This window comes from Ovoidimarina sediminis (assembly GCF_032586175.1).
GTDB classification, from domain to species: domain Bacteria; phylum Pseudomonadota; class Alphaproteobacteria; order Rhodobacterales; family Rhodobacteraceae; genus Ovoidimarina; species Ovoidimarina sediminis.
This window is the reverse complement of record NZ_JAWHTE010000001.1, coordinates 268,370-293,722: the sequence shown is the minus strand read 5'-3', so window position 1 is coordinate 293,722 and position 25,353 is coordinate 268,370. Positions and strand designations below refer to the sequence as shown.

At 64.0% G+C, this 25,353-nt stretch carries 22 protein-coding genes; 18 read left to right on the top strand and 4 right to left on the bottom strand.

Features of this window, described 5'->3' with window-relative positions; genetic code table 11:
• Positions 1 to 65: 65 nt before the first annotated feature.
• From RXV90_RS01460 to RXV90_RS01450, 3 genes are all read right to left on the bottom strand, one after another.
• On the bottom strand, positions 66 to 1,694 hold the full coding sequence (locus tag RXV90_RS01460; RefSeq protein ID WP_316646450.1) for a peptide ABC transporter substrate-binding protein: 1,629 nt from the start codon (positions 1,692 to 1,694) through the stop codon (positions 66 to 68).
• 167 nt (positions 1,695 to 1,861) lie between these two features.
• Complete coding sequence (locus RXV90_RS01455; protein WP_316646449.1) at positions 1,862 to 2,965, bottom strand: serine hydrolase domain-containing protein; 1,104 nt, start codon at positions 2,963 to 2,965, stop codon at positions 1,862 to 1,864.
• A gap of 32 nt (positions 2,966 to 2,997) precedes the next feature.
• A complete protein-coding gene (locus RXV90_RS01450) occupies positions 2,998 to 3,861 on the bottom strand; it encodes a MurR/RpiR family transcriptional regulator (protein ID WP_316646448.1) in 864 nt (287 codons plus the stop codon).
• Between the two features lie 201 nt (positions 3,862 to 4,062).
• On the opposite strand from RXV90_RS01450, the gene RXV90_RS01445 reads away from it, so the two are divergent.
• From RXV90_RS01445 to xylB, 18 genes are all read left to right on the top strand, one after another.
• Positions 4,063 to 4,764: an N-formylglutamate amidohydrolase gene (locus RXV90_RS01445; protein WP_316646447.1), complete on the top strand. Its 702-nt coding sequence runs from the start codon at positions 4,063 to 4,065 to the stop codon at positions 4,762 to 4,764.
• The gene (locus tag RXV90_RS01440; RefSeq protein ID WP_316646446.1) at positions 4,761 to 5,285 is read left to right on the top strand and encodes a TRAP transporter small permease subunit; all 525 of its coding nucleotides are present in this window, start codon (positions 4,761 to 4,763) and stop codon (positions 5,283 to 5,285) included. The genes RXV90_RS01445 and RXV90_RS01440 overlap by 4 nt, the downstream gene beginning before the upstream one ends.
• Positions 5,285 to 6,610, top strand: coding sequence for a TRAP transporter large permease (locus RXV90_RS01435; RefSeq protein WP_316646445.1), 1,326 nt, complete (start codon positions 5,285 to 5,287; stop codon positions 6,608 to 6,610). Before RXV90_RS01440 ends, RXV90_RS01435 begins: the two co-directional genes overlap by 1 nt.
• Before the next feature lie 48 nt (positions 6,611 to 6,658).
• Positions 6,659 to 7,690, top strand: a complete 1,032-nt coding sequence (locus RXV90_RS01430; protein WP_316646444.1) for a TRAP transporter substrate-binding protein — start codon at positions 6,659 to 6,661, stop codon at positions 7,688 to 7,690.
• Positions 7,691 to 7,752: 62 nt separating this feature from the next.
• Positions 7,753 to 9,117 carry a glutamine synthetase family protein gene (locus RXV90_RS01425; RefSeq protein WP_316646443.1) on the top strand — a complete coding sequence of 455 codons (1,365 nt, stop codon included), beginning with the start codon at positions 7,753 to 7,755 and terminating at the stop codon, positions 9,115 to 9,117.
• Positions 9,118 to 9,126: 9 nt separating this feature from the next.
• Positions 9,127 to 10,506, top strand: a complete 1,380-nt coding sequence (locus tag RXV90_RS01420) for an aldehyde dehydrogenase family protein (RefSeq protein WP_316646442.1) — start codon at positions 9,127 to 9,129, stop codon at positions 10,504 to 10,506.
• Position 10,507: 1 nt separating this feature from the next.
• Entirely contained in the window at positions 10,508 to 11,653 is a 1,146-nt protein-coding gene (locus RXV90_RS01415) for an iron-containing alcohol dehydrogenase (protein WP_316646441.1), read from the top strand.
• Between the two features lie 55 nt (positions 11,654 to 11,708).
• Complete coding sequence (locus RXV90_RS01410; RefSeq protein ID WP_316646440.1) at positions 11,709 to 12,734, top strand: LacI family DNA-binding transcriptional regulator; 1,026 nt, start codon at positions 11,709 to 11,711, stop codon at positions 12,732 to 12,734.
• 24 nt (positions 12,735 to 12,758) lie between these two features.
• Positions 12,759 to 13,817 (top strand): sugar phosphate isomerase/epimerase family protein, encoded by a 1,059-nt coding sequence (locus RXV90_RS01405; protein WP_316646439.1) that lies wholly within the window; start codon positions 12,759 to 12,761, stop codon positions 13,815 to 13,817.
• An 81-nt stretch (positions 13,818 to 13,898) separates the two neighbouring features.
• A complete protein-coding gene (locus RXV90_RS01400; RefSeq protein ID WP_316646438.1) occupies positions 13,899 to 15,074 on the top strand; it encodes a Gfo/Idh/MocA family protein in 1,176 nt (391 codons plus the stop codon).
• Between the two features lie 140 nt (positions 15,075 to 15,214).
• Entirely contained in the window at positions 15,215 to 16,534 is a 1,320-nt protein-coding gene (locus RXV90_RS01395; RefSeq protein WP_316646437.1) for an ABC transporter substrate-binding protein, read from the top strand.
• A gap of 87 nt (positions 16,535 to 16,621) precedes the next feature.
• Positions 16,622 to 17,569 carry a carbohydrate ABC transporter permease gene (locus tag RXV90_RS01390; RefSeq protein ID WP_316646436.1) on the top strand — a complete coding sequence of 316 codons (948 nt, stop codon included), beginning with the start codon at positions 16,622 to 16,624 and terminating at the stop codon, positions 17,567 to 17,569.
• A gap of 76 nt (positions 17,570 to 17,645) precedes the next feature.
• A complete protein-coding gene (locus RXV90_RS01385) occupies positions 17,646 to 18,584 on the top strand; it encodes a carbohydrate ABC transporter permease (protein ID WP_316646435.1) in 939 nt (312 codons plus the stop codon).
• On the top strand, positions 18,581 to 18,775 hold the full coding sequence (locus RXV90_RS01380; protein ID WP_316646434.1) for a hypothetical protein: 195 nt from the start codon (positions 18,581 to 18,583) through the stop codon (positions 18,773 to 18,775). Before RXV90_RS01385 ends, RXV90_RS01380 begins: the two co-directional genes overlap by 4 nt.
• A complete protein-coding gene (locus RXV90_RS01375) occupies positions 18,775 to 19,869 on the top strand; it encodes an ABC transporter ATP-binding protein (RefSeq protein WP_316646433.1) in 1,095 nt (364 codons plus the stop codon). The genes RXV90_RS01380 and RXV90_RS01375 overlap by 1 nt, the downstream gene beginning before the upstream one ends.
• A complete protein-coding gene (locus RXV90_RS01370) occupies positions 19,862 to 20,860 on the top strand; it encodes an ABC transporter ATP-binding protein (RefSeq protein ID WP_316646432.1) in 999 nt (332 codons plus the stop codon). The genes RXV90_RS01375 and RXV90_RS01370 overlap by 8 nt, the downstream gene beginning before the upstream one ends.
• A 12-nt stretch (positions 20,861 to 20,872) precedes the next feature.
• Complete coding sequence (locus RXV90_RS01365; protein WP_316646431.1) at positions 20,873 to 22,510, top strand: dihydroxyacetone kinase subunit DhaK; 1,638 nt, start codon at positions 20,873 to 20,875, stop codon at positions 22,508 to 22,510.
• Entirely contained in the window at positions 22,510 to 23,943 is a 1,434-nt protein-coding gene (gene xylB / locus RXV90_RS01360; RefSeq protein WP_316646430.1) for a xylulokinase, read from the top strand. Before RXV90_RS01365 ends, xylB begins: the two co-directional genes overlap by 1 nt.
• Before the next feature lie 63 nt (positions 23,944 to 24,006).
• Here xylB and RXV90_RS01355 read toward each other — a convergent pair whose 3' ends face one another.
• Entirely contained in the window at positions 24,007 to 25,332 is a 1,326-nt protein-coding gene (locus tag RXV90_RS01355) for an aspartate aminotransferase family protein (protein WP_316646429.1), read from the bottom strand.
• Positions 25,333 to 25,353: the final 21 nt, after the last annotated feature.

The window sequence follows — 25,353 nt, the reverse complement described above, 5'->3', positions numbered from 1 at the left end:
GGCAACCGGCCCTCTGCAAAGAGGCGGGACGGCCCCTGCACGGGGCCGCCCCTGTCTTCAAGTCCTCATTCCGCGACGCGGTAGAAGTTCTTGACGTACCAGTTGTTTTCCACGTTGTTCATCGGGAAGCCCTTGAGGGTTTCATCGAGAAGGAACGTGTTGGCGTAGTGGTAGATCGGAATGATCGCCATCTCGTCGGCGAGGATCTGTTCCACTTCGGTATAGGCCGCCTGCGGATCCATAGAGGTCTTCGAGGCTTTCATAAGCTCGTCAACCTTGCCATTGGAATATTTCCCGTCATTGGCGCCGTGGGTGGTGGTCACGAGGTCGAGGAACGTCGAAGCCTCGTTGTAGTCACCGCACCATGCGGAGCGCGCGACGTCGAACTTCTGCTCGCCGCGCACCTCGAGGTAGGTCTGCCACTCCATGTTCTCCATGGAAACCTCGACGCCCAGCTTCTGCTTCCACATCTGCGCCATGACCGTGGCGATGGCCTTGTGGCTTTCCGACGTGTTGTAGATCAGCTGAAGTTCAAGCGGCTCTCCGCCCGCGCCATAACCTGCGGCCGACATCAGCTCTTTTGCCTTCGCGTCGCGCTCTGCCTGGGTCCAGGTCGAGTAGTCGATGGTCGGCTTCTCGAAGCCCGCCGTTGCCCAGTGTGTGAAGTTGTAGGAGGGCGCCTGGCCACCTTTTAGTACCTGGTTCACAATCACGTCGCGGTCGATGGCATAGGAAAGCGCCTTGCGCACGTTCACGTCCTGCAGCGCCGGGTTTCCGGAATCCGTGAAGTTCACTGCGTAGTAATAGCTGCAAAGCCGCGGCACGGAATGCGCCTGCTCGGGCATTTCCTCCTTGAGCGACGGGTACTGCCCGGGCGGCAGCGGCTCGAGCATATCGATCTCGCCCGCTTTGTACCGGGTCAGCGCGGTGTTCACGTCATTGATGATGACGCCCTTTACCTCTTCGATGATCGTCGCATCGGCATTCCAGTAATTCGGGTTCTTCTTCAGCGTGAAGAACTCGTTCAGCACCAGCTCTTCCAGCGTGTAGGCGCCGTTGCCCACGATGTTCTCGGGTTTCGTCCAGTCGCTGCCATGGGCTTCGATCGTCGCCTGGTGTGCAGGGTAGAAGGTCGAATAGGTGACAATGTTCGGGAAATAGGGCAGGGGCGTTTCAAGCGTGACACGCAGCGTATGGTCGTCGACAGCTTCGACCCCCAGCGTGTCGGGCGATGCCTCCCCGGCAAGGATCTGTGCGGCATTCGTGATCGATGACAGCTCGACATACCAGCCATAGGGCGAAGCCGTCGCCGGATCTGCGGCCCGGCGCCAGGCGTAAACGAAATCATGGGCGGTAACCGGATCGCCATTCGACCACTTCGCTTCCGGACGCAGCTTGAATTCCCAGGTGTTGTTTCCGTCGGGCGACGACCATTCGCTCGCGACACCGGGAACAAGGCCGCCGTTCTCGTCCTGAATGATCAGCGCTTCGAACAGCTGGCGGCCCACATGGTTGCCCGCGGTTTCCTCGATCAGCTGCGGGTCGAGCGTCGGAAACTGGTCAAGCAGGCGGTAGGTGAAGGTCTGGTTGTCGGCAAGCGCCTCGCCCGTCGTCGGATGAGTGTCCATTGCCAGCGCGCCACCCGCGATAAGGGCGGCCGCGGCCGAATAGGTGAAGAGATGCTTTAGGTTCATGAATGTGCTCCCTGTTTGGCAGTCTGCCGGGGCAATTAAAAGCGACCGGCCATCGGCGGTCTGTCCCGCCGTATTGATCCGCCCATCTTCGGCGGTTCTGTTTCGATAGCAAGACCGTTTTCGGTGGTTGTGACGCGAGGGAAGAGGCAGTTTGCGGCCTTTCGCCGTCATATCGTTTGAAAAATCACCTGTTCTTCGTGGGCGAAAAAGCTTTCTTCCTCTTGCCCCACTGTTGCGTCCTCCGACCCGGTCAGCCAGTAGGCCCAGCCGCGCCCGGTCTCCAGATCGCACCACGCGCCGCCGGTGAAGCCAAGCGCATGGCCGGCATGTCCCGCCAGCCGGCCGGGGATACGCGAATGATCCTCGTAAAGCGTCAGCCCGAGGCCAAAGGCAGGGAACAGGCCATCCGACCAGGTGCCGTTCGTCCCGTCGTAGCGCCAGGTCTGCTCGCGCATCGCCACCGCTGCCTTGTCATCTCCGCCAATGCTCCGCGCCAGCCGGGCAAGCCCGCCAATCGTCGTCCGAAGGCCCGCGTGGGGCGAAAATAGAAAGCTGTCCCGCGCCAGCCTGTAAGTTCCAAGGCCAATCCCCCGCCCATTTCGCCAGATAACGTCGGCGGTCCAGTCCCCGGGTTCCCCATCGGCCTCTGGGTCATACCGTTTTCCGCGCCGCTCGAAGAGCGGGATCCGGCGCCGCCGAGTCCCGGCATCCGCACCCGCCCAGTTGTACCAGCCTGCAATGTTCATAGGACGAAGAACTGACGCATCGACAACCCTGTCGAAACGCTCGCCGCTGACCGCCTCGATCACCGCGCCAAGTAGCACGTAGTTCAGGTTCGCATAGAAGAAATGCGCCCCGGCTGGCCAGTCCGCCACAATGCCGGCGGCATTGCGTGCAAGGAAAGAGGGCAGGTCATCGGGCGGCTCCGTCACATAGCCCGCGCGGTCCTGTTGCCCGGAACAGTGGCAAAGAAGATCCCGGAGCCGAATTCCGCGGCCGCTCAACCATTCTGGATAGCCGTAAGGGGCCAGCCGGTCGCCCACCAAGTCGTCAAGCGAAACAAGGCCAGCTTGGACCAGTTCCAGGGCGGCACGCGCAGTGAGGGCCTTGGATATCGATGCCACCCGCACCGAATATGTTTCAAGCTCGGGACGATCCCGTGCCGCTTCGCCAGGCCGCACCCGTCCCGTCAGAAACACGTTCCGTCCGTCGGTCCCGTCCTCGGCCACCGCTGCCAGAAGATACCGTCCACCGCGATCCGGGTCCGTCAACGCACGAAGGTGCCCGCGCAACCCTTCTGAAATCATACGAACTTCCGGAACGTGCGGCTCTCGTCGAAGATCTCTTCAAGGCGCCGCATGCGGTCCGAAGTACTGTCCCAGCGTATTTCCTGAACCGCAGCGATCAGGCATTCGGTCAAAAGCAGCGTGGCGACCCCGCTGTCCCACGCGCTCGGCGCCTCGATCCGGCACGAGAAGACATTCGACGCGTGCCGCGCAACGGGAGATTGCCACTGATCGGTGAAAAGAATGATCTCCGCACCCCGCCGTTCTGCCATCTCGGCCAGCCGAAGCGTCGCGTTCTCGTAGCGCCGCACGTCGTAGATCACCACGACGTCGCCTGCGGTCATGTCGAGAAGGTCATGCGGCCAGCTGTTCGCGGTCGAGCGGATATGCCCGACGCGCGGCCGGATCACCTGAAGATGCAGATAAAGGTATTCCGACACTGCGTGCGTAATCCGCCCCCCCGTCACCGAGATCGCGCGTGCTTCATCGGCCAGAAGACGCGCGGCCTCGTCGAAAGCGCCCGGGTCGAGATGGGCGATCGTCTGCCGGATGTTCTGCGTGGCCTTGTCGGTGAACCGGTTCAGGATATGCGCGTCGGGCGCTGCATCGGTCCAGCGATCTCGCTTCGCGATGGGGTTGGATATCCGCGCTTCAAGCTCCTGCCGAAGGGCATCCTGGAATTCCGGAAAACCCGAATAGCCAAGCTTCTGCACCATACGCGCCACCGTCGGGGTCGAGACATCGGCCGCTTCCGCCAGCCGTGTGATCGACCCGAGCCCCGAGACCGGATAGTTCGCCAGAATTGCCTCGGCAAGCTGCCGTTCCGCCCGGGTGAGCGTCTCCTGAATGGCTGCGATCCGTTCCTGAATGCTCTCGGTCACAGTGCTGGCCGACCTATCTCTGTCCTGCACATTTTGTAAGCATAGCTTCAGGCTTGCCGGTGGAGAAGAAAATTTTTCAGAAATGCCTTGACCGTCGCAGGCTCCCTGCGGAATGCTCGCCACGCGGGCATCAGGACGGGGGCGCGTCGGCAAGTGGCATCAGAAGCAATCGCTGCGGTGACGGAAGGCAGGGGGACCCCTGTGCTCATCGTCTGCGAACATGCCTCTCGCCACGTGCCCGACCGCTACGGCGATCTCGGCCTCGGGAAAGAGGCGCTGTCAAGCCACATCGCCTGGGATATCGGCGCCCTGGATCTGGCGCGCGACATCGCCCGCCGGCTCGGCGCTCCGCTGATCAACGCACGCGTGTCACGCCTCGTCTACGATCTGAACCGGCCGCCGGAAGTGTCGGCAGCGATCCCAGACCGAAGCGAGATCTACGACATTCCGGCCAACCGAAATCTCGACGCCACCGCGCGCGCCGAACGGGTCGAGACCACCTACCGGCCCTGGCGGGAGGCGCTTGCACAGGCGATCCGCGACAGCGGCGCCCGGGCCCTCATCACTGTCCACAGCTTCACCCCGGTCTATTTCGGCGAACGCCGCGAAACCACGGTCGGCATTCTCCATGACCGCGATTTGCGGCTGGCCGATATCGTCCTCGAGGAAGCGGGAGAGCAGGGGCGCGAATGGGATCGCAACAGCCCCTATGGCCCGGAGGATGGGGTGACCCACACCGTGCGGATCGCCGAGGATGCGGGCCTGCTTCCCCTGATGATCGAAGTGCGGAACGATCTCCTCGCAACACCCGTCGATATCGCCTCGCAGGGCGCATCGATCACCCAGGTTCTGCTTCCGGCCCTCGACCGCGCGGGTGTCGCAATCGCGGAGGCTCAGTCATGACCGGCTTCATGCTGCGCTACATCTCCGTGATCGACACCATCAACCGCCGCCTTGGGCGCGTCGTCATGTACGGGATCTTCGTGATGATGGGGATCCTGCTCTGGTCCTCTATCTCGAAGACCTTCTTCAATCCTTCGCTCTGGACGCTGGAAATGGCGCAGTTTGCGATGGTTGCCTATTACATCCTGGGCGGCCCCTACGCGATCCAGATGGGGTCGAACGTGCGGATGGATCTCTTCTACGGGGCATGGAGCGACGGGCGAAAGGCCTGGGTCGATGCCTTAACGATATTCTTCCTGATCTTCTACCTCGTGGTGATGCTCTGGGGCGGGCTCGACTCGACGATCTACAGTTTCCAGTACGGCGGTGAACGCAGCCCAACGGCCTGGCGTCCCTATCTCTGGCCGATCAAGTGCATCATGATGATCGGCCTGTCGCTCATGCTTCTTCAGGCAGTGGCTGAATTCTTCAAGGACGTGCTCAGGATCCGTGGCCACGACATTCCGCGAGAGGCGATCTGATGTCCTATGAACTGATCGCCATCCTCATGTTCTCCATGATGATGCTGATGCTCTTCACCGGGCAGCGCGTCTTCGGTGCGATCGGCTTCGTCGCGGTCGTCGCGGCTCTTTTGCTCTGGGGCGACAGGGGCGGCTACGATCTCGGCTTCGCGGCGGCCATGAAGCTTATGAAATGGTACCCGCTTCTGACGCTCCCGATGTTCATCTTCATGGGGTACGTGCTGTCGGAATCGAAGATCGCCGATGATCTTTACCGCATGTTCCATGTCTGGACGGGCGGCATGCCCGGCGGGCTCGCCATGGGCACGATCGGGCTCATGGTTCTCATTTCTGCGATGAACGGGCTATCGGTTGCGGGCATGGCCATCGGGGCGACGATCGCGTTGCCGGAACTCCTCAAGCGGGGCTACGATAAGCGGATGGTGACCGGCGTCATCCAGGCCGGTTCCTCCCTCGGCATCCTTGTGCCGCCGTCGGTCGTTCTCGTTCTCTATGCGATGATCGCTCGCCAGCCGGTCGGGCAACTCTGGCTCGCGGGGGTCATTCCGGGGCTGATGATGGCCACGCTCTTTATTATCTACATCTATATTCGCTGCCGGATCACCCCGTCCCTCGGCCCCGTCCTTCCGCTCGAAGAACGGGATGTCAGCCGCGCGGAGAAATACCGCCTCCTTTCCGCCGGCCTCCTTCCGCTCGGCATCTTCGCGGTGATGATGATCCCCTTCGTCAACGGCTGGACGGGCCTCGTCGAAAGCTCCGCAATCGGCGCGCTCGCGGCCTTCCTCGCCGCCGTTCTGAAGGGCCGAATGACCTGGCAGGTCTTCGAAACCACTGTCCGCTCGACGCTTGCCATCACCTGCATGTTCATGTGGATCATCCTCGCGGCCCTGGCCTTTGGGGCCGTGTTCGATGGTCTTGGTGCCGTCCGGGCGATCGAGAACCTCTTCACCGAACAGCTTGGCCTCAGCCCCTGGGTCATCCTCATCCTGATGCAGCTCAGCTTTATCGTAATGGGTACATTCCTAGACGATACCGCCATGCTGGTAATCGTCGCGCCGCTTTACGTGCCGCTTGTGGACGAGCTTGGGTTCAACCTGATCTGGTATGGCGTACTTTATACGATCACCACGCAGATCGCCTACATGACCCCGCCTTTCGGCTATAACCTCTTCCTGATGCGCGCCATGGCCCCGCCTGAGGTCACGCTGGGCGATATCTACCGTTCGATTGTCCCCTTTGTCTTCGTCATGGCGCTGGCGCTGACGATCGTTATGGCCTTCCCGGAAATCGCCCTCTGGCTGCCGGGATATGTTTACGGAAACTAGCAAGAACGCCGGGAAAACGGCGCAAATCACCAGCAAGGAGAGTGAGATATGACAACAAGACGTAAGCTTCTGAAGGGCGCCGCCCTCGCACCGGCTGCCGCCCTCGCAACGCCCGCCATCGCGCAGTCGACGATCCGCTGGCGGATGCAGACCTATGCGGGCCCGGCGCTGGCCGAGCACGTGATCGATCCGGCAATCGAGATGTTCAACAAGATCGCTGGCGACCGCATGCAGATCGAACTCTTCTATGCGGATCAGCTCGTGCCGACCGGCGAACTCTTCCGCGCGATGCAACGTGGCACGATCGATGCGGTGCAGTCGGATGACGACTCGATGGCTTCGCCCACCGAAGTTACCGTCTTCGGCGGCTACTTCCCCTTCGCTTCGCGCTACTCGCTCGATGTGCCGGTTCTCTTCAACCAGTACGGGCTGAACGAAATCTGGGATTCCGAATACTCCAAGGTCGGGGTGAAGCACATCTCGGCAGGCGCCTGGGATCCCTGCCACTTCGCAACGAAGGATCCGATCCGCTCGCTGGCCGATCTTCAGGGTAAGCGCGTCTTCACTTTCCCGACCGCAGGCCGCTTCCTCGCGCAGTTCGGCGTCGTTCCCGTCACATTGCCCTGGGAAGACATCGAGGTCGCGGTGCAGACTGGCGAACTCGACGGAATCGCCTGGTCGGGCATCACCGAAGACTACACGGTTGGCTGGGCCGACGTGACCGACTACTTCCTCACCAACAACATCTCCGGCGCCTGGGCGGGCTCGTTCTTCGCCAACATGGATCGCTGGAATGAACTGCCCGAGGATCTGCAAACCCTGTTCCGCGTCTGCTGCGACCAGTCGCATTACTATCGCCAGTGGTGGTACTGGGGCGGGGAAGCCAGCCTTCGCGTGAACGGTACCAAGATGCAGCTTACTTCGATCCCCGATGACGAATGGGCCCAGGTCGAAGCCGCGGCGCGCGTGTTCTGGGACGAGATCGCGGCGGAGTCCGAGGTCAAGGCGCAGGTCGTCGAGATCTTCAAGCAGTACAATGCGGACATGGAAAAGGCCGGTAGGCCCTACCGCTATACCTGATAATAGTCGTACGGCCCCGTTGCGCGGGGCCGTGCATACCCTTCAGACAACGGATCACCAAAATGCCCGGTAACCTGACCCTCGATGCCCTGACCGAACTGGTCGATCAGGGCGACATCGATACCGTCATCATGGCCCAGGTCGACATGCAGGGCCGGCTGATGGGCAAGCGCTTCCACGCGTGCCACTTCCTCGACGCCGGTGTGCACGAAACCCATGCCTGCAACTATCTTCTGACCGTCGATCAGGAGATGGAGCCTGTACCGGGCTACAAATCCGCAAGCTGGGCGCAGGGCTACGGCGATTACATGATGAAGCCCGATCTCTCGACGCTGCGCCTCGCGCCCTGGGCGCCGGGGGCGGCGATCGTGCTCTGCGACATCAAGGATCATCACGGGCACGCCGACATCTCCATCTCGCCGCGCGCCATCCTGAAGGCTCAGATCGCGCGACTGGCCGAACGCGGCATGGCGGCGATGATGGCCTCCGAGCTCGAATTCTACATATTCCGGCAATCCTTCGAACAGGCCTTCGACCAGGGCTATCGCGGTCTCGAACCCACGAGCCCTTACAACGAGGACTATCACCTCTTCACGACCGCCCGCGAAGAAGATCTTCTGCGCGATATCCGAAACGACCTCTATGAAGCGGGCATTCCCGTCGAGAACTCGAAGGGCGAGGCCTGGGCAGGCCAGCACGAGATCAACGTGAAGTACTCCGATGCGCTCGACAGCGCCGACATTCACGTGCTTACCAAGCAGGCGGTGAAGGAAAATGCCCTCGCACAGGGCCACGCGGTGACCTTCATGGCAAAATACGCCAATGCCCCTGCCGGTTCCTCATGCCACATCCACCAGTCGCTCTGGAAGGACGGCAAGCCGGTCTTCCTCGACGAAAGCGCCGATCACGGCATGTCTGCTACCATGCAGGCCTACGTCGCGGGGTTGCTGAAATATGCCTCGGATCTCACGCTCTTCCTCGCGCCCAACATCAACAGCTACAAGCGTTATGTCGCGGGCACCTTCGCACCGACGAAGGCCGTCTGGTCGCGCGACAACCGAACGGCGGGTTATCGTCTCGTCGGCGAGGGCAGCAAGGGCATAAGGATCGAGAACCGCGTGGGCGGCGCCGACCTGAACCCCTATCTCGCGTTTGCCTGCCAGATTGCCGCGGGCCTTGCAGGCATCGGCGAGGGGCTCGAACTCGAGCCTGAATTCACCGGCGACGCCTATCAGGGGGAAGGGGTGCGAGAGATTCCGCGCACCCTTCGGGACGCGGCACGCGCGCTCGATGGCTCCGTGGCGATGCGTGCGGCCCTCGGCGACGATGTGGTCGATCACTACGTCCACGCGGCGCGCTGGGAACAATCCGAATATGACCGCCGCGTCACCGACTGGGAGGTGTTCCGCGGCTTCGAGCGGTCCTGAGGCCACACCATGACAAACACATTGCAATGCATCTCCCCGGTCGACGGCTCCGTTTGTGCCGAACGGTCCGTCCTCAGCCCAGACGCTGCCCGCGCCGCCGCCGCCCGGGCGAAGGCGGCGCAACCGGGTTGGGCCGCGCGCCCGCTCTCCGAACGTGTCGAGCTTGTGCTCGCCGGCGTCGCCCGTATCGGCGAGATGAATGACGAGATCATCCCTGAACTCGCCTGGCAGATGGGCCGCCCGATCCGCTATGGTGGCGAGTGGGGTGGGTTCAATGAACGCGCCTCGTACATGGGCCGGATCGCTGGTGACGCGCTGGCCGATATCGCCATCGAGGACAGCGATACGTTCCGCCGCTTCATCCGGCGCGAGCCGCATGGCGTCGTCCTGATCGTGGCGCCGTGGAACTACCCCTACATGACCGCGATCAACACGCTCGCGCCCGCGCTGATCGCCGGCAACACGGTTGTCCTGAAACACGCGACGCAAACCCTCCTCGTCGGTGAACGCCTCGCGCGCGCCTTCCACGAGGCCGGTGTGCCCGAGGACGTGTTCCAGAACGTCTTCCTCGATCACCAGACAACCTCGTCCCTGATCGCCGAACGCGCTTTCAGTTTCGTCAACTTCACTGGGTCTGTGAATGGCGGCCGCGCCATGGAAGCCGCCGCCGCCGGCACCTTCACCCAGCTTGGGCTGGAACTCGGCGGCAAGGATCCAGGCTACGTGATGGAGGATGCCGATATCGACGCGGCAGTCGCCACCCTGATGGACGGCGCGATGTACAATTCCGGCCAGTGCTGCTGCGGGATCGAGCGGATCTATGTCCATGCTTCGCTCTACGACCGCTTCGTCGATGGCGCCATCGCCTTTGCAAGCGCCTTCAAGCTCGGCAATCCGCTCGACCAGGAGACGACGCTCGGCCCCATGGCCGCCAAACGCTTCGCCGACGAGGCGCGCGCCCAGGTCGCCGAGGCACTGGCTGCCGGGGCAACGGCTCATATCGCACCCTTCGACGCCGATGATGGTGGCACCTACCTGTCGCCTCAGGTGCTTACCGATGTCGATCACACCATGCGCGTTATGCGCGACGAAACCTTCGCTCCGGTCGTGGGAATCATGAAGGTCGACAGTGATGAAGAGGCCCTCGGCCTTATGAACGACAGTGATTTCGGCCTTACCGCCTCGCTCTGGACGCAGGATCCCGACCGCGCTGAACGTCTCGGCGCCAGGATCGAAACCGGCACCGTCTTCATGAACCGTGCCGATTATCTCGATCCGGCACTCTGCTGGACGGGCTGCAAGCTGACGGGGAAGGGCGGGGGGCTTTCGGTCATCGGCTTCCACAACCTCACCCGGCCAAAATCCTATCACCTGAAGAAAGTCACCTGACATGGCTCTCACCGCCAACTGGTCCTACCCGACCGCCATCCGCTTCGGCGCAGGCCGCATCACCGAACTTCCCGAAGCCTGCGTGGCCGCCGGCATCTCGAACCCGCTGCTCGTGACGGATCGGGGCCTTGCCGCGCTTCCCGTTACCGCGACCGCGCTGGATATCCTCGATGCCGCCGGGCTGGGCCGCGCGATCTTCGCCGAAGTCGATCCGAACCCGAGCGATCTGAACCTCGCCGAGGGGCTCAAGGTCTATCGCGAGGGCAATCATGACGGCGTCGTCGCCTTCGGCGGCGGATCCGGGCTCGATCTCGGGAAAATGGTGGCCTTCATGTCGGGCCAGTCCCGCCCGGTCTGGGATTTCGAGGATATCGGCGACTGGTGGACGCGGGCCGACCCCGATGGCATCGCCCCGATCGTGGCGGTGCCGACGACCGCCGGCACCGGCTCGGAAGTCGGGCGCGCCAGCGTCATCACCAATTCCGACACCCATGTGAAGAAGATCATCTTCCACCCGAAGGTGCTTCCGACCGTCGTGATCTCTGATCCGGAACTGACCGTGGGCATGCCGAAGCCGATCACGGCGGGCACCGGCATGGATGCCTTCGCCCATTGCCTCGAGGCCTATTGCTCGCCGCACTATCACCCGATGAGCCAGGGCATCGCGCTCGAAGGGATGCGGCTCGTGAACACATACCTCCCGCGCGCCTATGCGGACGGTGCGGATATCGAGGCGCGCTCCCATATGATGTCGGCCGCCGCCATGGGGGCGGTCGCGTTTCAGAAAGGGCTCGGTGCGATCCACGCGCTCTCCCACCCTGTCGGTGCGCTCTACAACACCCATCACGGAACGACGAACGCCACCGTCATGCCGCCGGTGCTGGAGTTCAACCGTTCGGCGGTGGAAGATCGCCTGGCAGGGGCCGCATCCTATCTTGGCATAGACGGCGGGTATGCGGGCTTCTACGACCGGGTGCTCGAGCTGCGCGAGATGCTGGCCATCCCGCCGACGCTGACCGCTCTGGGTGTCGGCACCGACCGGTTGGACGAAATGACGGCCATGGCGCTCGAAGACCCGTCGGTCGGCGGCAATCCCGTGGCCATGACGGCCGAAAACACACGCGCGCTCTACGAGGCCTGCTTCTGATTTCTGATTGACGTACCTCAGAAGCCCTGCCTAACCTGCCCTCGAAAGGGCAGCCATGGGCAAACCGACCGTCCACGATATCGCGCGCGAGGCCGGCGTAAGCCTGGCCACGGTCGATCGCGTTCTGAACGCCCGGCCCGGAGTGCGCGAGAAGACCGCCGCGCGCGTTCACACCGCGATCGAAAAGCTGGGTTATGTCCGCGACATTTATGCGGCCAACCTCGCGCGCCAGCGCAACTACAACTTCGTTTTCATTCTGCCGGACGGGCAAAGCCAGTTCCTGCACTCGATGCGCGATGCCATCGCGGAGGCCCGGGTCGGGCTTCTGGCGGATCGTTCCGATATCCGCACCATCACCGTCCAGCTTCGCGATCCGGCGGCGATGATCCGCACCATGCACCGCATCGAGCATGCCCGCGTCGACGGTGTCGCGATCCTCGCCAGCGAAACGCCCATGGTCCGGGACATGATCGCCCACTTCAAGGAGCGGGGGATCTCAGTGGTCGCCCTCGTCACGGATCAGCCGAATTCCGAGCGCGACCATTTCGTGGGTATCGACAATCTTGCGGCAGGCCGCACCGCAGGCCATCTCATGGGGCGCTTCGCTCGCCGTCCGGGCCGGGTGGCCGTCGTGCTCAACACCACCCAGGCCCGCGACATGGTCGATCGCCGGCTTGGCTTCGACGAGGTGCTGACCCGCGACTTCCCTCATCTCGTGGCGCTCCCGTCGCTAGAGGGCAGGGACGACCATGAACGCACGGCCCAGGTCCTGAACGCCTGTCTTGACTCCGTCGGTGATGTTTCGGGCATCTATTGCGTTGGCGCGGGCATGCGCGGCGTCACCCAGGTCGTCGCGGCCCGCGGCCTGACCGGCAAGGTCACCGTCGTCGGCCACGACCTGACGCCCCACACCCGAGCCGCGCTCGAGGCCGGAACGGTCGACGTCATCATCAATCAGAACACCGGGCATCTGGTGCGATCCGCCGCCCGCGTGCTCCGCGCCCGATGCGATGGCGCCCCGGTGATCGCAAGCCAGGAAAAGATAAGAATAGAAATCGTATTGAAGGAGAACCTGCCGTAACCCGCGCAGGTCAAGGGAGGATATATGAAAACGATTAAGGGCCCTGCACTGTTTCTGGCGCAGTTCGCGGGCGATGCCGCGCCTTTCAATTCATGGGATGCGATCACGAAATGGGCGGCCGAATGCGGCTATGCAGGCGTGCAAGTGCCAAGCTGGGATGGCCGCCTCTTCGATCTCGATCAGGCGGCCGCGTCGAAGGATTACTGCGACACCTTCAAGGGACAGGCGGCCGAGAACGGGATCGAGGTGACGGAGCTTTCGACCCACCTTCAGGGTCAGCTCGTCGCCGTCCACCCCGCCTATGACGCGGCTTTCGACGGGTTTGCCGATCCCTCCGTGCACGGCAATCCGAAAGCCCGTCAGGAATGGGCGGTCGAACAGGTGAAGAAGGCGATCACAGCCTCCCGGAACCTTGGAATCGGCGCCCATGTGACCTTCTCGGGCGCGCTTGCCTGGCCGTATGTCTATCCCTGGCCGCAGCGCCCGGCGGGGCTTGTCGGGGCGGCCTTTGACGAGCTTGCGGCGCGCTGGCGTCCAATCCTCGACCACGCAGAAGATAACGGGGTCGATCTCTGCTACGAGATCCATCCGGGCGAGGATCTCCACGACGGCGTCAGCTTCGAGATGTTCCTTGATCGTGTGGATGGTCACGCGCGGGCGAACATGCTTTACGATCCCTCGCACTACGTTCTTCAAGCCCTTGATTATCTGGATAATATCGACATCTACCACGAACGCATCAAGATGTTCCACGTCAAGGATGCCGAGTTGAATCCGACCGGGCGGCAGGGTGTCTACGGCGGTTATCAGTCATGGGTCGACCGGGCCGGGCGCTTCCGCTCGCTGGGCGACGGGCAGGTCGATTTCGGTGCGGTCTTCTCGAAGCTCACTCAGTACGATTTCGACGGCTGGGCCGTGGTGGAATGGGAATGCGCGATGAAGCATCCCGAGGACGGTGCCCGCGAGGGAGCAGAATTCGTGCGCGCCCACATTATCCGTGTGACCGAGGTGGCCTTCGATGATTTCGCCGCCGGCGGAACGGATGACACCGCGAACCGCGCGATGCTCGGCCTCGATCGCTAGAGTGGGAGGGGGCGCTGCCCCCGCCGCCCGTCCGGGCGGCCCCCCCGGGATATTTCAAGCCACATGAATAAGGAGGGCGCCATGCCCATCGATGGAACGAGTGAAACGAACACGGGACGGATCCGGCTGGGCATGGTGGGCGGCGGGCGCGACGCTTTCATCGGCGCCGTGCACCGGATTGCAGCGCGGCTCGACGACCGGTTCGAGCTTGTGGCGGGCTGCTTCAGTTCAACCCCCGAGAAATCGCGCGCTTCGGGCGCCGATCTCGGGCTCGATCCCGCACGGGTCTACGACGATTTCGAGGAAATGGCCAAGCGCGAGGGCCGGCTGAAGGCAGGGATCGAGGCTGTCGCCATCGTCACCCCGAACCACATGCATGCCGGGCCCGCGAAGGCTTTTCTGAAGCGCGGCATTCACGTGATCTGCGACAAGCCCCTGACCGCCACGCTGACCGAGGCAAAATCTCTGGCGAAGGCCGCGGAGCGCGCGGACGCTATTTTCGTGCTCACGCACAACTACACGGGCTATCCGATGATCCGCCAGGCCCGCGCGATGATCGCCGGTGGTGCGCTCGGCCCGATCCGCGTGGTGCAGGCGGAATACCCGCAGGACTGGCTGTCGACACCTCTCGAGGAAACCGGTATGAAGCAGGCCGCTTGGCGCACCGATCCCGAGCGGACGGGCGCGGGCGGCGCGATCGGCGATATCGGCACCCACGCCTACAACCTCGCGCGCTTCGTTACGGGCCTGCCGCTGGCAGAGCTGTCTGCCGAACTGACCTCTTTCGTGCCGGGCCGCCGTGTCGATGACGACGCACAGGTGCGCCTGAGGTTCGAGGGCGGCGCGCGCGGCATGCTCTGGGCCAGCCAGGTCTCGCCCGGCAACGAGAACGCCCTGAAGCTGCGGGTCTACGGAGAGAAGGGCGGGCTCGAATGGGCGCAGGAGGATCCGAATTACCTTTGGTATGCACCCCTGGGCGAGCCGAAGCGCCTGATCACCCGGAACGGCGCCGGTGCAGGGGAGGCCGCCGGCCGTGTGAGCCGCGTGCCGCCCGGGCATCCCGAAGGCTATCTCGAAGGCTTCGCCACGATCTACAGCGAGGCGGCGGCGGCGATTCGGGCGCACCAGGCCGGTGCGCCTGTGCCCGAGGACGTGGCCTTTCCGACCGTCCGGGACGGGCTGGAAGGCGTCGCCTTCGTCGATGCCTGCGTGCGCTCGTCGAAACGAAATGGCGCCTGGGTATCGCTCAACCTCTGAGCACCTGCCTGAATCGGGGCGCCGCGGCTTTTTGATGTGCGTACCTCAGAAAATTCCCTTGCGCTGAGGGGCGTACCTCAATTACGCTCGCTCCACATGCCGTGTCCGCCCAACCGGCGCGGCTGAACAGGGAGGACGACATGAGAACGACACAACTCTTGGCCGCGACCGCGCTGGCCGGATGCATCGGCGCAATGGCGACGAGCGCCCAGGCCGAGGATCTGACGCTCTGCTGGGCAGCCTGGGACCCGGCGAACGCGCTTGTGGAACTTTCCAAGGAATTCGAGGCCCAGTCAGGCCACAGCATGAACTTCGAATTCGTGCCCTGGCCGAACTTTGCCGACCGGATGCTCAACGAACTGAATTCTGGCGGCAAGCTTTGCGATCTTCTGATCGGCGACAGCCAGTGGATCGGTGGCGGCGCCGAAAACGGCCATTACGTGAAGCTGAACGATTTCTTCGATGCCGAAGGCATTTCGATGGACGATTTCGCCCCGGCCACGGTCTATGCTTATTCGACCTGGCCCAAGGGGTCGCCGAACTACTATGCGCTGCCGGCCATGGGCGATGCGAACGGCTGGTTCTACCGCAAGGACTGGTTCACCAATCCCGACATCATGGCCGCCTACAAGGCCGAGACGGGCGAGGATCTGCGCGAACCGCAATCCCAGCGCGAACTCATGCAGATCGCCAAGTTCTTCCAGGAGCGCGAGATCGACGGGCAAACCCGCTACGGCGTGTCGATCTTCACGGAGCGCGGCTCAGAAGGCATCACCATGGGGGCCACCGGCGCGCTTTATGCCTGGGGCTTCAAGTACGAAAACGAACCCGGCTCCTACGACATGGAAGGCGCGGTGAACTCGCCCGAGGCCGTCGAGGCGCTCGAGTTCTACAAGGAACTCTACGAGTGCTGCACGCCGCCGGGCTATACCGACAGCTACATGGGCGAAAGCCTGGATGCCTTCAAATCCGGCCAGGTGGCCATGGCGATGAACTGGTTCGCCTTCTTCCCGGGCCTTTATGCCGATCCCGATATCGGCGGCGACAAGATCGATTTCTTCGTCAACCCGCCGCAGAATGTGGCCGCCTCGACGCTGGGTGGGCAGGGGATTTCGGTGGTCGCCTATTCCGACAAGCAGGACGCCGCGCTTGAATATATCAAGTGGTTCGCCCAGCCCGATGTGCAGGCGAAATGGTGGGAGCTTGGCGGCTACTCGGCGCACAACTCCGTGCTGAACGACCCGGGCTTCCCCGACAGCCAGCCCTTCGCCGGCGACTTTCTCGTCGCGATGGACGGGGTGCAGGACTTCTGGCAGGAGCCGGCCTATGCCGAACTGCTTCTCGCCATGCAGAAGCGCCTGCACGATTACATCGTGGCCGATCAGGGCACGGCGCAGGAAGCGCTCGACAAGCTGATCGAGGACTGGACGGAAGTCTTCGAAGACGAAGGCAAGCTCTGAGCATCGTCGGGCGGGGTCACCCGCCCGCATGACTGACCTGCGGCAGGGGCGCGTCCGTTGCGCCCCTGCCGGCAGAGGGATCGTGCCATGACCGACAGCATCGCAAACCGCGCCGCCCGTGCGACGCCGACCCCCGTGGCGACCCGCATCCGCGGCCTGTCGGATCGGGCGATCGCCTGGATCTTCGTGGCACCCACGATCTTCCTTCTGCTCGCCATCAACATCTTTCCGCTGATCTGGACGATCCGGCTCAGCTTCACCAATTACCGCGCCAACCGGCCGAACCGCGAAGTCGAATGGATCGGGCTCAGAAACTACGAGCGAATCCTGACGGACAGCGATATCTGGCTGACGATGCAGGCCACGGCGCATTTCCTGTTCTGGACGATCTTCTTCCAGGTGCTGATCGGCTTCACGCTGGCCTGGCTCATCAACCGGAAGTTCAAGGGCAACGATCTCTGGACCACGATCATCGTCCTGCCGATGATGCTGTCGCCGGCGGTGGTCGGCAATTTCTGGACGTTCCTCTACCAGCCGCAGATCGGCCTCTTCAATTACATCGTCACCTGGTTCACCGGGGCAGAGGCGTCGTCGTTCGAAATGATCGGCTCTGTCACGCTAGCCCCCTGGGCCATCGTCATCGTCGACACCTGGATGTGGACGCCTTTTGTCATGCTGATCTGCCTCGCCGGGCTTCGAAGCATCCCCGATTACATCTACGAGGCGGCGGCGATCGACCGCGCCTCGCCCTGGCGGCAATTCTGGACGATCACCGTGCCGATGGTGCTGCCCTTCCTGATGCTCGCCGTCCTCTTCCGCGGGATCGAGAATTTCAAGATGTTCGATCTCGTCGTGCAACTCACCGGCGGGGGGCCGGGATCGATCACGGAACTCACGTCGATAAACCTCAAGCGCGAGGCGTTCGAGAAGTGGCGCACGGGCTATGCATCGGCCTATGCGATCATCCTGTTCGTCACCGTCTTCGGGCTGGCCTCGATCTACGTGAAGGCGCTCAACCGGGTGAAGGAGCGCTGAACATGGGCGGGACGACAGTGAGTATTTTTGCCAAAATGAAGACGGGCATGTTCGCCGAAGCTTCTGGGTGGGGCGCATGAGCAGCTATTCGATCACCGAACCCTCTGCCGCGCAGAAATGGATCGCGGGCACGCTTGTCATACTCTACGCGTTGATCACGATGATCCCGCTCGTCTGGATTGGGATCACAGGGTTCAAGTCTCCCTCCGATGCGATCAGCTATCCGCCCAAGGTGGTGTTCGAGCCAACGCTCGAAGGTTACGTCAATCTTTTCACCACCCGGACGCGTCAGACTCAGGAATTCCTCGAAGCGAACCCGCCGCAGAACTGGGCGGACGAGATCGTGCGAAAGTACGACATGGTGATCGTCGGCCCCTCGAAATTCGGCGAACGCTTCCTGAACTCCGTCATCATCGGCTTCGGCTCGACCTTTCTGTCGGTCTTTCTCGGCACGCTTGCGGCCTACGCTTTCTCGCGCTTCCGAATACCCTTGGCCGATGATCTTCTGTTCTTCATCCTGTCGACGCGGATGATGCCGCCTATCGCGGTGGCGATCCCGATCTTCCTCATGTATCGCGAACTGGGGCTGTCGGATACGCATCTGGGCATGATCCTCCTCTACACGGCGGTGAACATTTCGCTCGCGGTCTGGCTTATGAAATCCTTCATTGACGGGATCCCCCGGGAATACGAAGAGGCGGCACTCATCGACGGCTACACCCGCTTCCAGGCCTTCATGAAGGTTGTCCTGCCGCAGGCCGCCACCGGCATCGCCTCGACCGCGATCTTCTGCCTGATCTTCGCCTGGAACGAATATGCCTTCGCCGTGCTGCTGACTTCGGGCACCGCCCAGACGGCACCTCCCTTCATCCCCACGATCATCGGCATCGGCGGGCTCGACTGGCCGGCGGTGGCGGCGGGTGCGACGCTCTTCCTGATCCCGGTCGTCGTCTTCACCGTATTGCTTCGGAAACACCTCCTCAGGGGCATCACCTTCGGAGCGGTGCGCAAATGACCCGGTTCCTCAACGGCCTTGCCCGCTTCCGCCGCGGCCCCTGGGAGATGGTTGCCTCGATCCTGATCGCGATCGGCGTCTTCATGCTGATGCAGCCCTTCGTGATCTGGGCCTACACCTATTCCTTCATCACGACGCTCGTCGGCACGGTCATGTTCATCGTCGTCAGCCACTTCCCGGAGGATGACTGATGGCCGAGATCGTGATCCGCAACCTCCGCAAGGAATTCGGCGATTTCACCGCGGTGCAATCCTCCTCCTTCACCATCGAGGACGGGGAGTTCTTTATGCTTCTCGGCCCATCGGGCTGCGGCAAGACGACGACGCTCAGGATGATCGCGGGGCTCGAGCTTCCCACTTCGGGCGATATCCTGATCGACGGCGAGGAGGTCAGCCAGAAACCCGCGACCGAGCGCGACATCGCCTTCGTCTTCCAGATGTTCGCGCTCTACCCGCATATGAACGTGCGGCGGAACATCTCGTATCCGCTGGTCAGCCAGGGCCTGCCGCGTGCGCAGGTCAAGGCCAAGGTGGCCGAGGTCGCGCGCATCCTCGGGATCGAGGACATTCTCGAAAAACCCGTGGGTGGCCTCTCGGGCGGCGACCGTCAGCGCGTGGCCCTCGGCCGCGCCATCGTGCGCGAACCCAAGGCCTTCATGATGGACGAGCCTCTGGGCGCCCTCGACGCCGAGTTCCGCGAACACATGGCCGAAGAACTCCGCGCGCTCCACGACCGCATGGGCGCCACCACCGTCTACGTCACCCACGATCAGCTCGAGGCGATGCAGATGGGCGACAAGATCGTGGTGATGAACCACGGCGTGATCGAACAGTTCGGCACCCCGCAGGATATCTACGACAAACCCGCCACCATGTTCGTGGCCGATTTCATCGGCTCGCCGGCAATGAACTTCCTCGACGCGCGCGGTACAGTCGCCCCCGGTGCCGATCACGTGATGCTGGGCGATGTGCGCGCTGCCATCCCCGAGATGCGCGAAGGCGCATCGGGAGAGATCGTCTTCGGCGTCCGCCCCGAACATGTCCGCCTTTCCGATGCGGCCCCCTACAGGGGAGAGGTGCGCGCCGCCGAATACCTCGGTACTACACAGATCGTCACCGTCGACACGCCCGCGGGCGAGATCAAGGCCCGGATCGGCTCAGATCAGCCCGCCCGGCGCGGCGACAAGGTCGGGCTCGAATTCAACGGCAGGACCGTCACGCTGTTCAGCCGCGAAACGGGCAAGGCCCTGCGCTCGGCCATGAACGAGGATGTGTTCCATGGCTGAAGTTGTCCTCAAAGGCGTCACCAAGGCATTCCGCAAGGATATCGCGGTGAACGACATGACGATGGAGGTGCCCGACGGCGCGTTCGTCGTTCTCCTCGGCCCGACAGGCGCGGGCAAGACAACGACGCTCAGGCTGATTTCCGGGCTGGAGAAGCCAGATTCCGGCGATATCCTGATCGCCGGCCGCCCGGTCATCGGAGAAACCCCGGCCCAGCGCAACGTCGCAATGGTCTTCCAGCAATACTCGCTCTACCCGCATATGAGCGTGCGCGACAATCTCGCCTTCCCGCTGCGCTCCCCGATCCTCAAGACCCCGGAGGACGAGATCGCGCGGCGGGTTGCCGAGGTGGCGGAGGTGCTTCGCATCCCTCACAAGCTCGACAACAAGGCGACCGAGCTTTCCGGCGGCGAGATGCAGCGCGTCTCGATCGGCCGCGCCCTTGTTCGGAGCCCAAACATCTACCTGATGGACGAACCGCTCTCCTCCCTCGATGCGAAACTCCGCGCCGAGCTTCGGGTGGAACTGAAACGGATCCAGGCCGATCTCGGCGCCACGCTCCTTTATGTGACCCATGACCAGATCGAAGCCATGACCATGGCCACCCATGTCGGCGTGCTCGACAACGGGCGCCTCGTGCAGTTCGGCACCCCGCGCGAGATCTACGAAAACCCCGTCAGCCTATATGTCGCCTCGCGCCTGGGGATTCCGCGCATCAACGTCCTTCCCGCGGGTCTCTTCGGCGGCGCGCCTGCGGGCGCCAGCAGCATCGGCCTTCGCCCGGAACACATCGCCCAGGGCGGCGGCGGCAAACCTGCCAGCGTCACCCGCATAGAGCATCTCGGCGATCAGACCCGCCTGCACCTGACGCTCGAGGGCCACGACATCATCACGCTCACCGATGTACACACAACGCTCAAAACCGGCGACACCGTCGCCATAGAACCAAAGAACCCACTCTGGTTCGACGGAAGCGGCGCCCGCGTCGCCTGAGGAGGACGTCCCATGAAGCAGTTCATCAACACCAAGGACACGCTCGTCACCGAAGCCATCGACGGCACCCTGCGCACCGCCGGGGGCCGCCTGGCGCGCCTGGACGGATATCCCCATATCAAGGTCGTGGTCCGCACGGACTGGGACAAATCGAAGGTCGCGCTCGTCTCGGGCGGCGGCTCCGGGCACGAGCCCAGCCATGCGGGCTTCGTGGGGCAGGGGATGCTGACGGCGGCTGTCTGCGGCGATGTCTTCGCCTCGCCTTCGGTCGACGCGGTGCTGGCCGGAATCCTCGCGGTGACCGGCGAGGCAGGCTGCCTTCTGATCGTCAAGAACTACACCGGCGACCGGCTGAATTTCGGCCTCGCCGCCGAGCGTGCCCGCGCTTTCGGCCTCAAGGTCAACATGGTGGTGGTCGACGACGATGTCGCGCTCCCGGATCTGCCGCAGGCCCGGGGCGTGGCGGGCACACTGTTCGTCCACAAGATCGCCGGCGCGCTCGCCGATCAGGGCGCCGATCTTGACGCGGTGACCGAGGCCGCGAACCGCGTCATCAAGGGCGTCGTCTCGATCGGCATGTCGCTTGATACCTGCACCGTGCCGGGCTCGCCCAAGGAAGATCGGATCGAAGCTGGGAAGGCCGAGCTTGGTCTCGGTATCCATGGCGAAGCGGGCGTCGAACAGGTCGATTTCAAGGGCGCCCGCGAAGCGATGGAGATGGTGATCGACCGGCTTGCACCGAATATAGGCCCCGGCCCCCATGTTGCGCTTCTCAACAACCTCGGCAGCGCCACGCCCCTCGAAATGGCCGTCCTCGCGGAAGAACTCGCGCGCTCCCGCCTCGGTGACCAGATCCGCTGGCTCGTAGGCCCCGCGCCGATGATGACATCGCTCGACATGCAGGGGTTTTCCGTCTCGCTCCTTCCGGTTTCCAAGGCCGATGAAACGGCGCTCCTCGCCCCCGTGTCGCCCTGGGCCTGGCCCGGCTGCCTGACGGTCGGGGAAGTGAACGTCCTCTCGCTTCCCGACGGCCTTGCCCCGATCAAGCCCACGCCGTCGAAGAACCCCGAAATGGCGGCCTTCATCAAGCAGTGCTGTGCGATCCTGATCGCCGCCGAGGCCGATCTCAACGCGCTCGACGCCAAGTCGGGCGATGGCGATACCGGCTCAACGCTGGCCACCGCTGCCCGCGCCCTTCTGGACGCGCTCGATAACCTGCCGCTCGCCGATCTGACGCAGCTCTACCGCGCTATCGGGCAGGAACTGTCGCAGACCATGGGCGGCTCCTCCGGCGTCCTCCTCGCGATCTTCTTCGCCGCGGCGGGCGATGCTTCGGCCAGCGGTCAGGACGGGGTCGGCGCGCTGAAGGCCGGGCTCGACCGGATCCAGCAGGTAGGCGGCGCCCGCCCGGGCGACCGCACCATGATCGACGCGCTCTTCCCCGCGCTCGAGGCGCTGCCGCAAGGGCTCGACGCTGCCGCCGCCGCCGCCCGCAAGGGCGCCGAGGCCACCGCGGCCATCACCCAGGCCAAGGCCGGCCGCGCCACTTACATTTCGGCGGAAAAGCTTGCGGGCCATAACGATCCCGGCGCCGAAGCGGTCGCCCGCCTCTTCGAACAGATCGCCGCCGGGGCAGAGGCCGTGGGCTAGTGTATCTCGGGCTCGATCTCGGCACCTCGGGGCTGAAAGCGCTCCTCGTCGGCGAGGATCAGGAGGTCATCGCCTCCGAATCCGCACCGCTCGAGGTCAGCCGGCCCCATCCGGGCTGGTCCGAACAGGATCCGGGCGCCTGGATCCGCGCCTGTGACGCCGTTCTCGCGGCCCTGGGACGCGACCGGCTCGCCGCCGTGCGCGGCATCGGCCTGTCGGGCCAGATGCATGGTGCGACCCTTCTCGACACGGCCGACAGGCCGCTCCGCCCCTGCATCCTCTGGAATGACACGCGGGCCCATGCGGAAGCGGCGGCGATGGATGCCGATCCGGCCTTCCGAAAAATCACCGGAAACATCGTCTTCCCCGGCTTCACCGCCCCGAAGGTCGCCTGGGTCGCGGCGCAGGAGCCGGAGACGGCCCGGGCCCTCCGCCGCGTTCTCCTGCCGAAGGATTACCTCCGCCTCTACCTGACAGGCGAGGCGGTATCGGACATGTCCGATGCCGCCGGTACAAGCTGGCTCGACACCGGTGCGCGCGACTGGTCCGATCCGCTCCTCGAAGCCACCTGCCTCACCCGCGATCACATGCCCCGCCTTGTCGAAGGCTCTGATATCTCCGGCGGCATCCGGCCGGCACTTGAAGACAGTTTCGGCCTGCCTGCCGGCACCCCGGTGGCGGGCGGCGGCGGTGACAACGCGGCCTCCGCCATCGGCGTCGGCGTCGTGCGCGCCGGCGAGGCCTTCGTCTCCCTCGGCACCTCGGGTGTTCTCTTCGCGGCCACCGAAGGCTACAGCCCCGATCCCGCAACTGCGGTGCACACCTTCTGCCACGCGCTTCCAGGGCGCTGGCACCAGATGGGCGTGATCCTCGCGGCCACCGACGCGCTGAACTGGTGGGCGCGGATCGCGGGCGACAGCGCCGATACGCTGACCCGGGGCCTAGGGCCCCTCGAAGCGCCCGGAACGGCGACGTTCCTGCCCTATCTCGGCGGCGAACGCACGCCGCTCAACGACGCCGCCATCCGCGGCGCCTTCTCCGGCCTCGAACACGCGACCGACCGGCAGGCGGTCACCCGCGCCGTCCTCGAGGGCGTCACCTTCGCGCTGCGCGACTGCCGCGACGCCCTCGCAGCCACCGGAACCCGGATCGACCGGCTGACAGCGGTGGGGGGCGGCTCCCGTTCGCGCTACTGGTGCGCTGCCATCGCCACGGCCCTCGGCGTGCCAGTCGATCTGCCCGCGGCCGGCGATTTCGGCGCGGCTTTCGGCGCCGCGCGCCTCGGGCTCATGGCCGCGACCGGGGCAGGGGCTGATATCGCCGCACCGCCCGCCATCGCCGAAACGGTCGATCCCGATCCCGTCCTGGGCGATGCGTTCGATACGGCCCACGCCCGCTACGTGGATCTCCGCACGCGGCTCGCGCCCCCATAGGCTTCATGTGGCCGGAAATATCCCGGGGGGCCGACCGGAGGGAGGCGGGGGCAGAGCCCCCTCTCAGGCCCGCAAGGCCGTCTCGATCGCGCCGCCCAGGCGATCGGCAATCAATCCGGCATCGTCCGGTGTCATGATGAAGGGCGGCGCGAGAAGAACGTGGTCGCCGACCCGACCGTCTCGCGTGCCGGGCATCGGGTAACAGATCAGCCCCGCCTCGAGGGCTGCCGCCTTGATCTTCGCGGCAAGCTTCCGGCCCGGCTCGAACGGCGTCTTTTTGTCCCTGTCCTCGACGATCTCGACGCCACGGAACAGGCCCCGGCCTCTCAGGTCACCCACATGGGGATGCTGGCCCAGCCGGTCGTGCAGTGCGGCGGCAAGGGTCTCGCCGCGCTCCCGCACCTGGGGCACCAGCTCCCGTTCGAGGATCTCGCTGACCACCGCAAGCCCTGTCGCGGCCGCCACCGGATGCCCCAGATAGGTATGCCCGTGCTGAAAGAACCCCGATCCAGTCGCCAGCGCATCATAGATCTTGGCTGAGCACATCATCGCGCCCACCGGCTGATACCCCGCGCCAAGGCCCTTTGCGATACACAGGATATCGGGCCGCACCGCATCATGTTCGCAGGCGAAAAGATGCCCCGTCCGGCCCATGCCGCACATCACCTCATCGAGGATCAGAAGAACCCCGTATCGGTCGCAGATTTCGCGAATGCGCGGGAAATACCCCTCGACCGCCGGCACCGCGCCCAGCGTCGCGCCCACGACCGGCTCCGCCATGAAGGCCATAACGGTCTCGGGCCCAAGCCGCAGGATCTCCGCCTCCAGCTCGTCCGCCACACGCTGCCCGTAGGCTTCGAGGCTCTCCGCCTCGCCGCGTTCGGCATATTCATAGCAAGGCGCGATATGGCTCACATCGATCAGAAGCGGCGCGAATTGCTGCCGCCGCCAGGCGTTGCCGCCGGCGGCGAGCGCGCCCAGCGTGTTGCCGTGATAGCTCTGCCGCCGCGCGATCAGGTGCCGCCGTTCGGTTTCACCGATCTCAAGGAAATACTGCCGCGCCAGCTTGATCGCCGCTTCCGTCGCCTCCGAACCGCCGGAAACGAGGTATACGCGCTCGATCCCCTCGGGCGCCTTCGATATCAGAAGATCGGCCAGCGCCTCCGCCGGTTCGCTGGTGAAGAACCCTGTATGTGCGAAGGCCAGCGTGTCGATCTGTGCCTTGGCCGCCTCGCGCACACGGGTATTCGAATGGCCCAGGCAGGATACGGCAGCCCCTCCCGAGGCATCGAAATATCGCTTGCCGGTCTTGTCGATGAGGTAACACCCGTCCCCCGCAACCGCAGTGGGGATGGTGCTGTGACAACTTCTTGGAAAAACGTGGCTCATGCCGCCCATCCTACCTATGCC